Origin of the sequence: Streptomyces sp. NPDC050485 (assembly GCF_044458185.1) — a bacterium.
Lineage (GTDB): Bacteria > Actinomycetota > Actinomycetes > Streptomycetales > Streptomycetaceae > Streptomyces.
In genome coordinates, this window is the sequence record NZ_JBITHR010000005.1 from 85177 (window position 1) to 99367 (window position 14191).

Annotated in this window: 11 protein-coding genes and 1 pseudogene; 4 read left to right on the top strand and 8 right to left on the bottom strand. The window is 72.8% G+C overall.

All coding sequences use genetic code 11. The features are described from left to right. Positions 1 to 7: 7 nt before the first annotated feature. Positions 8 to 1477 (bottom strand): amino acid permease, encoded by a 1470-nt coding sequence (locus ACIBK6_RS12150; protein WP_399051108.1) that lies wholly within the window; start codon positions 1475 to 1477, stop codon positions 8 to 10. Between the two features lie 337 nt (positions 1478 to 1814). Between ACIBK6_RS12150 and ACIBK6_RS12155 the strand changes: the two genes are divergently transcribed. After that, positions 1815 to 2879: a GDSL-type esterase/lipase family protein gene (locus ACIBK6_RS12155; protein WP_399051109.1), complete on the top strand. Its 1065-nt coding sequence runs from the start codon at positions 1815 to 1817 to the stop codon at positions 2877 to 2879. A gap of 59 nt (positions 2880 to 2938) precedes the next feature. Here the strand turns inward: ACIBK6_RS12155 and ACIBK6_RS12160 are convergent, their stop codons facing one another. From ACIBK6_RS12160 to ACIBK6_RS12170, 3 genes are all read right to left on the bottom strand, one after another. Continuing rightward, on the bottom strand, positions 2939 to 4420 hold the full coding sequence (locus ACIBK6_RS12160) for a GuaB1 family IMP dehydrogenase-related protein (protein WP_399051110.1): 1482 nt from the start codon (positions 4418 to 4420) through the stop codon (positions 2939 to 2941). Between the two features lie 89 nt (positions 4421 to 4509). Next, positions 4510 to 4857: a barstar family protein gene (locus ACIBK6_RS12165; protein WP_399051111.1), complete on the bottom strand. Its 348-nt coding sequence runs from the start codon at positions 4855 to 4857 to the stop codon at positions 4510 to 4512. Further along, positions 4854 to 5288 carry a ribonuclease domain-containing protein gene (locus tag ACIBK6_RS12170; RefSeq protein WP_399051112.1) on the bottom strand — a complete coding sequence of 145 codons (435 nt, stop codon included), beginning with the start codon at positions 5286 to 5288 and terminating at the stop codon, positions 4854 to 4856. The genes ACIBK6_RS12165 and ACIBK6_RS12170 overlap by 4 nt, the downstream gene beginning before the upstream one ends. Before the next feature lie 71 nt (positions 5289 to 5359). Here ACIBK6_RS12170 and ACIBK6_RS12175 point away from each other — a divergent pair. The 3 genes and pseudogenes from ACIBK6_RS12175 to ACIBK6_RS12185 form a co-directional block, all read left to right on the top strand. Beyond that, positions 5360 to 6883: pseudogene (locus tag ACIBK6_RS12175) on the top strand (ATP-dependent DNA ligase); the annotation flags it as partial. A gap of 297 nt (positions 6884 to 7180) precedes the next feature. After that, a complete protein-coding gene (locus ACIBK6_RS12180; protein ID WP_399051435.1) occupies positions 7181 to 8335 on the top strand; it encodes a glutamine synthetase in 1155 nt (384 codons plus the stop codon). Then, positions 8336 to 9418 (top strand): amidohydrolase family protein, encoded by a 1083-nt coding sequence (locus tag ACIBK6_RS12185; RefSeq protein WP_399051113.1) that lies wholly within the window; start codon positions 8336 to 8338, stop codon positions 9416 to 9418. Positions 9419 to 9446: 28 nt separating this feature from the next. Here the strand turns inward: ACIBK6_RS12185 and ACIBK6_RS12190 are convergent, their stop codons facing one another. The 4 genes from ACIBK6_RS12190 to fmt all read right to left on the bottom strand — a co-directional run bounded on the left by ACIBK6_RS12190 (position 9447) and on the right by fmt (position 13939). Beyond that, a complete protein-coding gene (locus ACIBK6_RS12190; protein WP_399051114.1) occupies positions 9447 to 10496 on the bottom strand; it encodes a sugar-binding transcriptional regulator in 1050 nt (349 codons plus the stop codon). Positions 10497 to 10588: 92 nt separating this feature from the next. Then, the gene (gene rpe / locus ACIBK6_RS12195) at positions 10589 to 11272 is read right to left on the bottom strand and encodes a ribulose-phosphate 3-epimerase (protein ID WP_399051115.1); all 684 of its coding nucleotides are present in this window, start codon (positions 11270 to 11272) and stop codon (positions 10589 to 10591) included. A gap of 226 nt (positions 11273 to 11498) precedes the next feature. Then, positions 11499 to 12956: an RsmB/NOP family class I SAM-dependent RNA methyltransferase gene (locus ACIBK6_RS12200; RefSeq protein ID WP_399051116.1), complete on the bottom strand. Its 1458-nt coding sequence runs from the start codon at positions 12954 to 12956 to the stop codon at positions 11499 to 11501. Positions 12957 to 12994: 38 nt separating this feature from the next. Further along, positions 12995 to 13939, bottom strand: coding sequence for a methionyl-tRNA formyltransferase (gene fmt, locus ACIBK6_RS12205; RefSeq protein WP_399051117.1), 945 nt, complete (start codon positions 13937 to 13939; stop codon positions 12995 to 12997). Positions 13940 to 14191: the final 252 nt, after the last annotated feature.

Genomic DNA, 14191 nt, shown 5'->3' on the forward strand with positions numbered 1-14191 from the left:
GGGTGGATCACTTCTGTGAGGCGGTGGCCAGCCTGGAGCGGCGGTAGCCGTACCCGAAGTAGATCACGAGACCGGCGGCCATCCAGCCTCCGAAGTACTCCCAGGTGATCAGGGAGAGGTTCCACATCAGGTAGGCGCAGCTCAGGAAGCCGAGCACCGGGACGACCCAGCCGAGCGGCACCCGGAAGGTGCGCGGCATGTCCGGGCGGGTCCGGCGGAGTACCACGACGGCGACGTTGACCAGCGCGAAGGCGAACAGCGTGCCGATGCTGGTGGCGTCGGCGAGGTTGCCGAGCGGCACCGCGGCCGCCAGCACGCCGCAGAACAGCGACACGACCACGGTGTTGGCGACGGGCGTTCCGCTGCGCGGGCTGACCTTGGCGAACACCTTGGGGACCAGACCGTCGCGGGCCATCGCGAAGAGGATGCGTGTCTGGCCGTAGAGCACGGTCAGGACGACGCTGGCGATGGCGATCACGGCGCAGGCGGCGAGCAGCGTGGCCCAGAAGGAGTGGCCGGTGACGTCCTTCATGATGCCGGCCAGGGCCGCTTCCGAGCCCTCGAACTGCTTCCAGGGGCGGGCGCCGACGGCGACGAACGCGACCAGGACGTACAGCGCGGTGACGATGACCAGCGAGAGCATGATCGCGCGGGGCAGGTCCTTCTTGGGGTTCTTCGCCTCCTCGCCGGCCGTCGAGGCCGCGTCGAAGCCGATGTAGGAGAAGAACAGGGTCGAGGCGGCCCCGCTGACTCCGGCCGTGCCGAGCGGCATGAAGTTCGAGTAGTTCCCCGACTTGAAGCCCATGAAGCCGATCACGCAGAACAGGATCAGGGCGGCGATCTTCACGCCGACCATGATCGTGTTGGCGCGGGCGGACTCGCGGGCGCCGCCGAGCAGCAGCCCCATCGCGAGCACGACGACGATCAGCGCGGGCAGGTTGAATATCCCGCCGTCGCCGGGCGGCGCGGACAGCGCGTCCGGGATGGTGACGCCGATCGTGCCGTCCAGGAACTCATTGAGGTACTGGCCCCAGCCGACGGCCACCGCGGCGACCGAGACGCCGTACTCCAGGATCAGGCACCAGCCGCAGATCCAGGCGATGAGTTCACCGAGGGTTGCGTAAGCGTACGAATACGAAGAGCCCGCGACGGGGATGGAGCCCGCCAGTTCCGCGTAGGACAGGGCGGAGAAGAGCGCCGTGAGGCCGGCGAGGATGAAGGAGATCGTGACGGCGGGTCCGGCCTTGGGGACGGCCTCGCCGAGCACCACGAAGATACCGGTGCCGAGCGTCGCACCGATGCTGATCATGGTCAGCTGCCACATGCCGAGCGAGCGCTTCAGGGAGCCGCCCTCGCCCTGGCCGCCCTCCGCGACCAGCGCTTCCACCGGCTTGCGCCGCATGAGACCGCGGCCGGGGCGGGGACCCCCGGTCGCGGGGGCGTCGGTCGAAGGTGGCGCTGCGCCGTGATCCAACACTGAGGTGGCTCCTTATCGCTGCCGATCGGGCGGTGGGGTGACCGCGACGGTCCGGCCTTCCCGCATACAGGGACGTTCCGGGCAGCATGGAGCCTTCCCGTGGCCGGTTCCGCCGAGCAGGCGGTTCCCGCCACTCCACGTACGGCGAGAACCTTATGGGTTTCTGCTTCCCAGTCGTAATGCAGCAACCTTGCGCATCGCCGGTTGATCATTGCGCACAAGGCCGACGGATGGGTGTTTGTTGCACATCAACGTTCGATCCGTGCGCCGGACCGGTTCGCGGTCGCCCCATGGGCGCCATTGACACGTGGCCGGGCCTGCTGCAGGGTCCGGCCCCATGGGACGGGATGGGCGGGGCGGGACGCGGGCGGCCGAGCCGGGGCCACAGGCCGTGCCCGAGGGGCGCGGGGCCGCCGGTTCACAGTGGCTGGATCCCGCCCCCTTTCTGCGCGGGGTGGCGTGGCTGGACGCCGAGGGGCGGGCGGTGCGCGCGGACCCCGAGGACACGATGCGGCTGCCGTGGGACACCGGCGAGCGGGCCGCGCTGCCCATCGGGATGCGGATCGAGTTCACCGCGCGAGGAGCCTCGGCGATCGAGATCCGTTACCGCGCCCGGGTGCCGGATCCCGCCGACGCGCTGCACGCGTTCGCGCACACCTTCGCACTCTGGCAGGGCGGCGAGTGCCTCGGCGAGACGGCCGCGAGGCCGCTGGAGGAAGGGCGCGTACGCCTCCAATTACCGTGTTCCGAGGGGCCGTTCACTGTGCATCCGCCCGAGTCGCAGGGTCCGAGGATCGTCGCGGTGCGCGCGGTCGGGGGCGCCATCGCCCCGGCCCCGCGCGGGCCCCGCTGGGTGGTGCACGGCGACTCCATCACCGAGGGCTGGTGGTCGACCCGGCCCGCGTACGCCTGGCCGGCCGTCGCGGGCCGCGCGCTCGGCCTGGACACGGTGAACCTCGGCTACGCGGGCGCGGCGCGCGGTGAACTGCCCACCGCCGAACAGCTCGCGAGGCTCCCGGCCGATGTCATCACGCTCGCCTTTGGCACCAACTGCTGGTCGCGGACGCCATTTTCGGCCACTTTGCTGTACGAGACGACGCTGGCGTTCGTACGGCTCGTACGCCTGGGCCATCCGGACCTGCCGATCCTGCTGCTCTCCCCCGTGCTGCGCCCGGAGGCGGAGTCGTCCCCCAACCGACTGGGGGCCACGCTCGCCGAGTTGCGTACGGCGATGGAGGAGGCGGGCCGGGACCTCGTCGGGTGCGGCGACCGGCGGCTGCACGTGCTGCCCGGCCGGGATCTGCTCGGCCCCGACGACCTCGCGGACGGCCTGCACCCCAATGACGCGGGGCACGCCCGGATCGCGGCCGCCGTGACGGCGACCCTCCGCAAAATTCTATGACGGTACGTCAACGGCCCCCGGAATCAAGGAGATTCACGGGGGCCGTCGAACGGTGCGTACTAGCTCCAGCTGGCGTGCAGGGGCTTGCCCTCGGCGTAACCGGCGGCGGACTGGATGCCGACGACGGCCTTCTCCTCGAACTCGGCGAGCGAGGAGGCACCGGCGTAGGTGCAGGAGGAGCGGACGCCCGCGATGATCGAGTCGATCAGGTCCTCGACGCCCGGGCGGGCCGGGTCGAGGAACATGCGCGAGGTGGAGATGCCCTCCTCGAACAAAGCCTTGCGGGCGCGGTCGTAGCCGGACTCGTCGCTGGTGCGGTTCTTGACCGCGCGGGCGGAGGCCATGCCGAAGGACTCCTTGTAGAGGTGGCCCTCGGCGGAGGTGTGGAGGTCGCCCGGGGACTCGTAGGTGCCCGCGAACCAGGAGCCGATCATGACGTTGGAGGCGCCGGCGGCGAGCGCCATGGCCACGTCGCGCGGGTGACGGACGCCACCGTCGGCCCAGACGTGCTTGCCGAACTTCTTGGCCTCGGCGGCGCACTCCAGGACGGCGGAGAACTGCGGGCGGCCGACGCCGGTCATCATGCGGGTGGTGCACATGGCGCCGGGGCCCACACCGACCTTGATGATGTCGGCACCGGCCTCGATGAGGTCGCGCACGCCCTCGGCGGCGACGATGTTGCCCGCGACGATCGGGACCTGCGGGTCGAGGCCGCGGACGGCCTTGATCGCGGCGATCATCGACTCCTGGTGGCCGTGCGCGGTGTCCACGACGATCGTGTCCGCGCCGGCGTCCAGGAGCTGCTTGGCCTTGCCGGCCACGTCGCCGTTGATGCCGACGGCGGCGGCGATGCGCAGCTTGCCGTTGGCGTCGGTGGCCGGGGTGTAGAGCGTCGCGCGCAGGGCGCCCTTGCGGGTCAGGATGCCGGCCAGGCGGCCGTCCTTGTCCACGGCGGGGGCGTAGCGGCGGTTGGCGCCGTCCAGCTTGTTGAAGGCCTCGCGCGGGTCGATGTCCGCGTCGAGCAGCAGCAGGTCCTTGGACATGACCTCGGACAGCTGGGTGAAGCGGTCCACGCCCGTCAGGTCGGCGTCGGTGACGACACCGACCGGCTTCTGGTCGCCGTCCACGACGACGCCCGCGTTGTGCGCCCGCTTCGGCAGCAGGGCCAGCGCGTCGGCCACCGTCTGCGTCGGGGCGAGCACGATCGGGGTGTCCAGGACGTGGTGGCGGGTCTTGACCCAGGTGATGACGTCGGTGACGACCTCGATCGGGATGTCCTGGGGGATCACGACGATGCCGCCGCGACGGGCCACGGTCTCGGCCATGCGGCGGCCGGCGATCGCGGTCATGTTGGCGACGACGAGCGGGATGGTGGTGCCCGTGCCGTCGGGGGAGGCCAGGTCGACGCCCTGGCGGGAGCCCACCGCGGAGCGGCTCGGCACCATGAACACATCGTCGTACGTCAGGTCGTACGGCGGCTTGATGTCGTTGAGGAAACGCACGTGCTGAACATCCCAGTCGTTCGAGGTGGCCCCAAGCATTTCAGCCAGGGGAAAAGCACGTAGTTCATTGTCCCATGTTCGTACGATTGCGCCGCCCCGGCCGAACGTCCAGGACCGGGGCCCGGTCCCTAGTGCGATCCTCCGAGCGCGAGCAGAACGCACAGCTCGGGGCCGGTGGCCGCGTCCATGACCTCGCGGGCGATCGCCCACTCCTCGGGCCGCGTCTCGGCGTACCCCTGCCAGCCGGTGACGAACAGGAGCAGGCCGCGCTCGGAGCCGGGGCGGGCCGGGAGGTCGCCGAGCGAGTCGGCGAGCGCGTCCCAGTTGCGACCGAACCAGTCCGGCAGGTTCAGGACGCGGGCGAAGCGGTCCATGAGGGCGGCCTTGCCGGTGACCCCGGCGAGGTCGAGCACCTCGGTGGCCCAGCCCTCGGCGCGGGCACCGGCGAGCAGCCCGCCGAACGGGTCGGCCGTCATCGAAGCACCGCCTTGAACGTCTTGTAATGATCGCCGGTGTAGTAGGTCTCGCCACCCTGCCCGGTGACGAGGCGGCGGGCGCCGCGGTCACGGGAGTTGGGGGTGTCGACGGTGTACTCGTGGTAGTAGCCGCGCTTCTCCTGCGGCAGGGCCTTCTCGAAGTTGCCGAACACGGCGCCGTCCTTGCTGTACGGGAACGGGCCGCCCTTGTCGATGAGCTGGAGGGTCCGCTGCGCCTCGGGCGGCAGCTGGGCGGCCGGGACCGTGGCCCTGCCCTTGACCCAGGCGGGCGTAGAAGCGGGCGTGGAAGCGGCCGCGGCGGGCTTGGAGCCCGCCGGTTTCGCACTGTCCTTGCCGCCGCAGCCGACGAGCAGCACGGCGAGGCACGCCAGCACGGCGGCGAGGGCGACCCGGGCAAACCTGTTGATCATGCCCCGATGCTGCCACCGAACGGCGGCGCGAGCGAATGCGTCGGTGAATGTTTTCGGGCGACGATGGATCCATGCTGCTCGCCGACGTGGCAAGGACCTCGGCCGAGATCGCGGCCACCGCGTCGCGCTCGGAGAAGTCCGCGCTGCTCGCCCGGCTCTTCAGGATCACCGAGCCCGACGAGGCGCCGCTGGTGGTGACGTACCTCGCGGGACGGCTGCCGCAGCGGCGCACCGGGCTCGGCTGGAACACCCTCAAGGACCGCCCGCCGGCCGCCGTTTCGCCCCGGCTGACGGTCCGTGAGGTGGACGCGGCGCTCGACCGGATCTCGGCGCTGGCCGGAAAGGGTGCCCAGGGCGAGCGCAGACGGCTCGCCGGGGAGCTGATGGCCGCGGCCACCGAGCAGGAGCAGTCCTTCCTCTTCGCGCTGATCACCGGCGATGTGCGGCAGGGCGCGCTGGACGCGGCGGCCGTGGAGGGCCTCGCGGCGGCGGCCGGGGCGCCCGCGGGCGAGGTGCGGCGGGCGGTGATGCTGGGCGGCTCGCTCGGCACGGTCGCCCGCGCGCTGCTCGCCCAGGGCCCGGCGGCGCTCGCCGCGTTCCGGCTGGAGGTGGGCCGCCCCGTACTGCCGATGCTGGCGCAGAGCGCGAAGGACGTGGCCGAGGCGCTCGACCGGCTCGGCCCGTGCGCGGTCGAGGAGAAGCTCGACGGCATCCGGGCCCAGGTCCACAAGGACGGCGACACGGTACGGGTCTTCACCCGCACCCTGGACGACATCACCGACCGGCTGCCCGAAGTGGTGGCCGCCGCACGGGAGTTGACGGCCGGGCGGGCGGTGCTCGACGGCGAGGTGATCGCGCTGGACGCGGCTGGGCGGCCCCGCTCGTTCCAGGACATCGCCTCGCGCGTCGGCTCCCGGCTCGATGTCGCGGGCGCCCAGGACCGGCTGCCGCTCCTCCCCGTCTTCTTCGACCTGCTGTCGGTGGACGGGCGGGACCTGCTCGATCTGCCCGTACGGGAGCGTCACGCGGAGCTCGCCCGCATCGCGCCGGGGCCCCGGCGAGTGCGGCGGGTGGTGGTGGCGGATCCGGCCGATCCCGAACTGCGGCGCGCGGCCGAGGAGTTCAACGCGGCCACCCTGGCACGCGGGCACGAGGGGGTGGTCCTCAAGGCGCTGGACTCGACGTACGCGGCGGGGCGGCGCGGTGCCTCCTGGCTGAAGGTCAAGCCCGTGCACACGCTGGATCTGGTGGTCCTCGCGGCCGAGTGGGGGCACGGCCGGCGCACCGGCATGCTCTCCAATCTGCACCTGGGGGCGCGCCGCCCCGACGGCACCTTCGCCATGCTCGGCAAGACGTTCAAGGGCCTCACCGACACCCTGCTGGCCTGGCAGACCGGACGGCTGCGGGAGTTGGCGGTCGCCGAGGAGCCCTGGGGGGTGCGGGTGCGGCCGGAACTCGTCGTCGAGGTGGCCTTCGACGGCGTACAGAGATCATCGCGCTACCCGGAAGGGGTGACACTGCGCTTCGCGCGGGTAGTGCGCTATCGCGAGGACAAGAGGGCCTCGGAAGCGGACATGGTCGCGACGGTGATCGCTCCCCCACGTTCTCGGCTTCCCCCCAAGTTCTCGGCTTCGCTCGAACAGGGGGGACCCCCATGCACAGGGGGGACCCCCATCGCGACGGGAAGGACTGAACCGGTGGAGCAGGATCACAGCACGGGACGGCAGGAGCAGGCGCACCAGCGGGCGGGGGCGGCCAGGATCGAGGCCGCCCAGCTGACCGCCGAAGGGGTCCGGGCGGTCGCGCTGACCTGGGTGGACGTGGCGGGTCTCACCCGCGTCAAGGTGGTGCCGACCGCCCGGCTGCCGCACGTCGCGGCCCATGGCGTGGGCATGTCGCCGGTCTTCGACGTGTACCTGGTGGACGACTCGGTCACCAGCAGCCCGCACATCGGCGGCCCCGACGGCGATCTGCGGCTCGTCCCCGACCTGGACCGGCTCACCGTGCTCGCCGCCCAGCCCGGCTGGGCGTGGGCGCCGGCCGACCGCTTCGAGCAGTCGGGGCAGCCGTACACCGCCTGCCAGCGGCAGTTCGCCCGCAAGATGGCGGAGCGCGCCGCCGGGCGCGGCATCGAGCTGCGGATGGGCTTCGAGACGGAGTGGATCGTGGACCCGCCGCTGGCGGGCCCGGCGTACGGGATGGCGCGGGTGGTCGAGCGCTCGGAGTACGTCGCCGATGTGCTCGGCGCCCTCGGGACGCAGGGCGTCGAGGTGCTCCAGATCCACCCGGAGTACACGCCGGGCCAGTTCGAGGTGTCGGTCGCGCCGGCCGACCCGGTGGGCGCGGCGGACCTGGCGGTGCTGGTCCGCGAGACGATCCGGGCGGTGTCGCTCCAGCACGGCCTCACGCCCTGGTTCGGGCCGGTGGCCGACCCCGAGGGCGTGGGCAACGGCGGACACCTCCACCTCAGCCTCTGGCAGGACGGCCGCAACCTGTGCCGGGGCGGCGAGGGCCCCTTCGGGATGAGTGCGGCCAGCGAGGCGTTCCTCGCCGGGATCCTGGACGCGCTGCCCGCGCTGCTCGCCATCGGCGCCCCGTCCCCGGCGAGCTACCTCCGGCTCGCGCCGTCGCGCTGGGCGGGCGCGTTCCAGTGCTGGGGCCTGGAGAACCGGGAGGCGGCGCTGCGCTTCATCGCCGGGCCGCCGGGGGCCGAGGACGCCGCGAACGCCGAGGTCAAGTGCTTCGACCCGGCCGCCAACCCCTACCTCGTGACCGGCGCGGTGATCGCCGCCGGGCTCGCCGGGCTCGACGCGGGCCTGCGCCTGCCCGACCCGGTGTCGGGCGACCCCGTCCACTCCCACGGCCAGCGGCGGCTGCCCGCCTCGCTGCCGGAGGCGCTCGGCCACTTCACCGGATCGGCGGTGCTGCGCGAGGCGCTCGGTGATCCGCTCTTCGAGGCGATCACCGCGGTGCGCCAGGCCGAGACGAAGCTCTTCGACGGCCTGACGCCGCGCGAGATCGCCGAGGCCACCCGTGGGAGGTACTGAGTGCCGCCGCTGGTCGACCACCACTGCCACGGCGTGCTGCGCTCGGATCCCGACGACGCGGTCTTCGAGTCGTTCCTGACCGAGTCGGACGCCCCGGCCGCGCCCGGCACCAGCTTCTTCGACTCCCAGCTCGGCTTCGCCGTGCGCCGCTGGTGCCCGCCGCTGCTCGGCCTGGAACCGCACTGCCCGCCGGAGGTCTATCTGGCCCGCCGCCGCGAGCTGGGCGCCCGGGAGGCCAACCGGCTGCTCCTGAGCGCCAGTGGCATCACCACGTTCCTGGTGGACACCGGGCTGCCGGGCGATCTGACGAGCCCGGCGGAGCTCGCCGAGCTGAGCGGGGGAACGGCGCGCGAGATCGTACGCCTGGAACTCCTCGCGGAAGGCATCGCCGCCGAGGCACCGGATCCGGACGAGTTCCTCGCGGCCCTCGCCGATGCCATCGGCGCCGCGGCCCGCACGGCGGCGGGCTTCAAATCGGTCGCCGGATACCGCCACGGCCTGGATCTCGCCCCCGAGCCGCCGGGCCCGGCCGAGCTCCGCGCCGCCACCGCCGACTGGCTGGCAGCCGGGGCCGGCCGGCTCGCCTCACCCGTGCTGCTGCGCCATCTGCTGTGGTCGGCGGCGGCGACGGGGCTGCCGCTCCAGTTCCACACCGGGTTCGGCGACCCCGACCTGCGGCTGCACCAGTGCGATCCGCTGCTGCTCACCGATTTCATCCGGGCCGTGCGCCCGACGGGCTGCCGCCTGGTCCTGCTGCACGGCTACCCGTACCACCGCGGCGCGGGCTATCTCGCGCAGGTGTATCCGCATGTGTACGCCGATATGGGCCTCTCGCTCTCGTACACGGGGGCACGGGCCGAGGCGGTGCTCGCCGAGTTCCTCGAACTGAGCCCGTTCGGCAAGCTGCTCTTCTCGACGGACGCGTACGGCCTCGCCGAGCTGTACGTGGTGGGGGCCCGCCTCTTCCAGGACGCCCTGGACCGGCTCCTCAACGGGTGGACGGCGTCCGGGAGTTGGTCGGCGCGGGACGCGGAGCGGGTGGCGGGGCTGGTCTCCGCGGGGAACGCGGAGCGGCTGTACTGACCCCGCGTTCCCACGGACCTCGGGGGTCTCAGACCCCGTCCGGGTCCGCGCGGTCGAGCGCGGGCCGGGGCTGGGGGCCCGTCTCGTTGAGGAGGAAGTCCGCCGCCGCGGTGTCCGTGACCAGGCTCGTCACGAGTCCGGACCGCAGCACCGCGTCGATCGCGGACGCCTTGCGCTGGCCGCCCGCGATCGCGACGACCTCCGGGATCCGGCGCAGCCGGTCCGCCTCGACGGTGATGCAGCGCTCGCCCAGGTCGCGCCCGACCCGGCGGCCCTGCGCGTCGAAGAGGTGGGCGGACATCTCGGCGGCGACGCCGAGCGAGGCGTAGTGCGCCCGCTCCTCGTCGGTCAGCATGTCGTGGACGGTGGAGATGCCGGGCTCCCAGGAGCCGATGGACACCGCGGCGACGGTCACCTTGTCGAAGTACTCGAAGGCGCGGGCGATCCCGGTCTGGTTGCGCAGGGCCGCGGCGGTGGCCGGGTCGGGCAGCAGCATCGGGGCGTAGATGGGGTGGGCCTCGCCGCCGGAGACCTGGGCGGCCCGGCGCACGGCCTCGACGGAACCGCGCTCGGCGGTGCCCGCGTCGTAGACGCCGGTCAGCTGGACGACGGTGCAGGGCGGCAGCCGGTCGAGGGCCGCGGCCATGTGGATGGTGGAGCGACCCCAGGCCAGGCCCAGCACATCGCCCTCGCTGACGAGCTCGCCGAGCAGGTCGGCGGCGACTTCGCCGAGGTTCTCCGGATCGGGCGAGGTCTCCTCGCCCTCGGCCGGGGACTCGACGACCACCGCGTGCCGCAGTCCGTAACGGGCCCGCAGCGCGTCCGAGCGCTCCGCGTCCAGTTCGGCGGGGACCCGGATCTCGATCCGTACGAGATCACGCTCAAGGGCGGTCTCCAGGACCCGGGCCACCTTGAAGCGGCTCACGCCGAACTCCTCGGCGATCTGAATCTTGGACTTCCCCTCCAGGTAGAAGCGGCGGGCCATGGCCGCCGCCTGCACCAGCTCCGCGGGTCCCATCCGCAGGGCTGACCGACCCGCCGACATTGCAGACACCGCGATCTCCTCACTGCTGTTCACAACTGCTGTTCACACACTGGACTCGCTGTTCATCCTGTCAGATCCAACGGTCCTTGATCAGCCCCGCAGGCTCCCGTTCACCGAGCCGTGGCTCAGTGTGCGCATGCCCAGGGTGCTCCCGCCGTCGCCAGTTCGGCCATGGAGCGCAGCGTGCGCACCGCCTCGGCCGGGTCGTGCGCCCCGTACACGGCCGATCCGGCGACGAACACATCGGCGCCCGCCTCGGCGCACCGCTCGATCGTGGAGGCCGAAACGCCGCCGTCGACCTGGAGCCACAGTTCAAGTCCGTGTTTGCCGATCAGCTCCCGGGTCCGGCGGATCTTCGGCAGCATGATGTCGAGAAACGACTGGCCGCCGAAGCCCGGCTCCACCGTCATGATCAGCAGCATGTCGAGCTCGGGGAGCAGATCCTCGTACGGCTCGATCGGCGTGGCGGGCTTCAGGGCCATCGACGCGCGGGCGCCCTTGGCACGGATCTCGCGGGCCAGCCGTACCGGGGCCGCCGCCGCCTCCACGTGGAAGGTGACCGATCCGGCCCCCGCCTCCACGTACTGCGGGGCCCAGCGGTCCGGGTCCTCGATCATCAGATGGCAGTCCAGTGGCGTGTCCGTCGCCCTGCTGAGGGATTCCACGACCGGTACCCCGAGCGTGAGGTTCGGCACGAAGTGGTTGTCCATCACATCGACGTGCAGCCAGTCGGCGCCTTTGACGGCCTGAGCCTCGTCGGCCAGCCTGGCGAAGTCCGCGGAGAGGATGCTGGGGTTGATCTGAGCCATGCCCCAAGCCTGCCATGCCCTGGGCAACTTGCCTGCCATGGTGCCGGGCGAACCCGTCCGATACCGGCCCGCCGACACCGGCCGGGCTTGGGTTCTACCGCGCGGCGGCAGCCGGAGTTCGCGATCGCGACCGGTGCCGGGGAGGAGCGCCCGGGACCGGCGCTGCCCCCAACGCCGGGGAGCCGCCCGGGAGTTGGGGGCAGCGCCCCGGTCGCCGCCGAGGGACTCAGGCCGTGCGCCTCAGCAGCGCGAGGTACATGGCGTCCGTGCCGTGCAGATGGGGCCAGAGCTGGACGTCGGGGCCCTCGCCCAGGCCCGCGACCGACGGCATCAGGGGGCGGACGTCGATCCAGTCGGCCTCGACGGGCTGGGCCCCGCCGCGGCCCTTCAGGACGTCCTCGACCACGATCCGCGTCTCGGCCAGGTGCGGTGAGCACGTCGCGTACCCGACGACTCCGCCGACCCGCACCGCCGACAGTGCCTCGCGCAGCAGCGACCGCTGGAGCGGGGCGAAGCCCTCCAGGTCCTCGGGGCGGCGGCGCCAGCGGGCCTCCGGGCGGCGGCGCAGCGCGCCGAGTCCGGAGCAGGGCACGTCCATCAGAACGCGGTCGAAGGACCCCGGCAGCCACGGCGGGCGCGTGCCGTCGGCCGCGATGACCTGGTACGGGCCCGGGTTACCGGCCAGCGCGCGCTCGACCAGGCGGGCCCGGTGCGGCTGTTTCTCGGAGGCGAGCAGCGCGGCGCCGCGCCCGGCGGCGAGCGCGGCGAGCAGCGCGGCCTTGCCGCCGGGGCCCGCGCAGCCGTCGAGCCAGCGCTCGTCGCGGCCCTCGATGGGCGCGTTCGCGAGGGCGGTGGCGACCAGCTGGCTGCCCTCGTCCTGCACGCCCGCCCGGCCGTCCCGTACGGCGTCGAGCGCTCCGGGCTCGCCGCCCTCGGCCATCCGCACCGCGTACGGCGACCAGCGGCCGGGCAGGCCGCCGTCCTCGCCCAGGGCGTCGAGGAGTTCATCGGTGGTGGAACGCCCGGGGCGGGCGACGAGGGTCACCTCGGGGCGCTCGTTGTCGGCCTCCAGGAGGTCCTCGATGCCGGCCCGGCCGCCGCCGAGGGCGTCCCAGAGCGCGGAGACGACCCAGCGCGGATGCGAGTGGACGACGGCGAGGTGGTCCTCGGCGTCCTCCTCGTAAGAAGGCGCCACCTTCTCCAGCCAGCCGTCGAGGTCGTCCGCGGAGATCTTCCGCAGTACGGCGTTGACGAACTTGGCCCGCCCGTCGCCGAGCACCACCCGGGCCAGCTCGACGCTCGCCGAGACCGCGGCGTGGGTGGGGATCCGCGTGCCGAGCAGCTGGTGGGCGCCGAGCGCGAGCACATCGAGCACCGGCGGGTCGACCTCGCGCAGCGGCCGGTCGATGCAGGCCGCGATGATCGCGTCGTAGGTGCCCTGGCGGCGCAGCGTCCCGTAGACGAGCTCGGTGGCGAGCGCCGCGTCCCGGGCGTCGAAGTTCCCGCCATCGCGCGCCTTGCGCAGCAGCGGGGGCAGGACGAGGTTGGCGTAGGCGTCGCGTTCGTCGACCGCCCGCAGCGCCTCGAAGGCCAGGATGCGGACCGGGTCCTTCTTGGGACGGCGGTAGGGCTTGCCGGCCTTGCCCGGGTTGTTGTTCGGGCTGCGACGTGGCGAATCGTTCACGTGAAAGGTGCTCCGCTGATCAGATGGGGCGAACCCTTTCAGCGTACGTCCGCCGCCCCAAGACGCTCACCCGGGGCGATCCGGACCCCGCGCGCCCAGTCCGCGCCGCGCATCGGCTTCTTGCCCTGGGGCTGGACCCAGAGCAGTTCCACGGCGTGCGAGCCGGTGCCGGCGTACACGTTGTTCTTGGCGACGGAGAGCTCGCCGGGCGCGAGGTCGGTGCGGTCGGTGACGAGCGCGGCCTGGATGAGCTTGAGCCGCTCGCCGCGGAAGACGGTCCAGGCGCCGGGCGCGGGCGTGCAGCCGCGCACCACCCGGTCGACCCGCAGCGCGGGGGCCGACCAGTCGATCAGCGCGTTCTCGACGGTGATCTTCGGGGCGAGCGAGATCCCCTCGGCGGGCTGCGGAACAGCCTTCAGGGAGCCGTCCTCGATGCCGTCCATGGTCGCGGCGAGCAGCCCGGCGCCCGCGAACGCGAGCCGCGTGAGCAGGTCGCCGCTGGTGTCCGTCGGCCGGACCTCCTCGGTGACCGTGCCGTACACGGGACCCGAGTCGAGCCCCTGCTCGATCAGGAAGGTGGCGGCGCCGGTGATCTCGTCGCCCGCCATGACCGCGTGCTGCACCGGCGCGGCTCCGCGCCAGGCGGGCAGCAGCGAGAAGTGCAGGTTGACCCAGCCGTGCGCCGGGATGTCGAGGGCGACCTTGGGCAGCAGGGCCCCGTACGCGACGACCGGGCAGCAGTCCGGCGCGATCTCACGCAGCCTGGCCAGGAACTGCTCGTCGCGCGGCTTCACCGGCTTGAGCACCTCGATGCCGGCCTCCTCGGCGCGCTCGGCGACGGGGCTCGCCACCAGGCGGCGGCCGCGCCCGGCGGGTGCGTCGGGCCGGGTGACCACCGCGGCGACCTCGTGCCGCCCGGAGGCGATCAGGGCGTCCAGGGCGGGTACGGCGACCTCGGGGGTGCCTGCGAAGACGAGCTTCACTGGGGGTTACCTCGCTTTGTCGAGAGCGGCGTCCCAGTCTAGGGGCCCGTGGCAGGCGGGCGTACGCGCAGGTGCCAGGTGCCGCGCGGGCCGGCCGCCGAGAACCGTACGGCAGGGGCGTACGGGGACTCGTGCGCCCCGTGCATATGCCCATACGCCCCCGCAGCGTGACCACAACAGCGGGTAGCGCGTTGGTCAAGAGAGATTGACCGAACCGGGCCGCCTGCGCGGCCCGCGCCTTTTCAGCACCCG

Bases quoted from the DNA above. Each gene is read 5' to 3' on its own strand.
- rpe (WP_399051115.1), bottom strand. From the start codon at position 11,272: ATGGCTCAGATCAACCCCAGCATCCTCTCCGCGGACTTCGCCAGGCTG.
- ACIBK6_RS12180 (WP_399051435.1), top strand. From the start codon at position 7,181: ATGTCGCCGGTCTTCGACGTGTACCTGGTGGACGACTCGGTCACCAGC.
- ACIBK6_RS12155 (WP_399051109.1), top strand. From the start codon at position 1,815: ATGGGACGGGATGGGCGGGGCGGGACGCGGGCGGCCGAGCCGGGGCCA.
- ACIBK6_RS12160 (WP_399051110.1), bottom strand. From the start codon at position 4,420: ATGCTTGGGGCCACCTCGAACGACTGGGATGTTCAGCACGTGCGTTTC.
- ACIBK6_RS12165 (WP_399051111.1), bottom strand. From the start codon at position 4,857: ATGACGGCCGACCCGTTCGGCGGGCTGCTCGCCGGTGCCCGCGCCGAG.
- ACIBK6_RS12170 (WP_399051112.1), bottom strand. From the start codon at position 5,288: ATGATCAACAGGTTTGCCCGGGTCGCCCTCGCCGCCGTGCTGGCGTGC.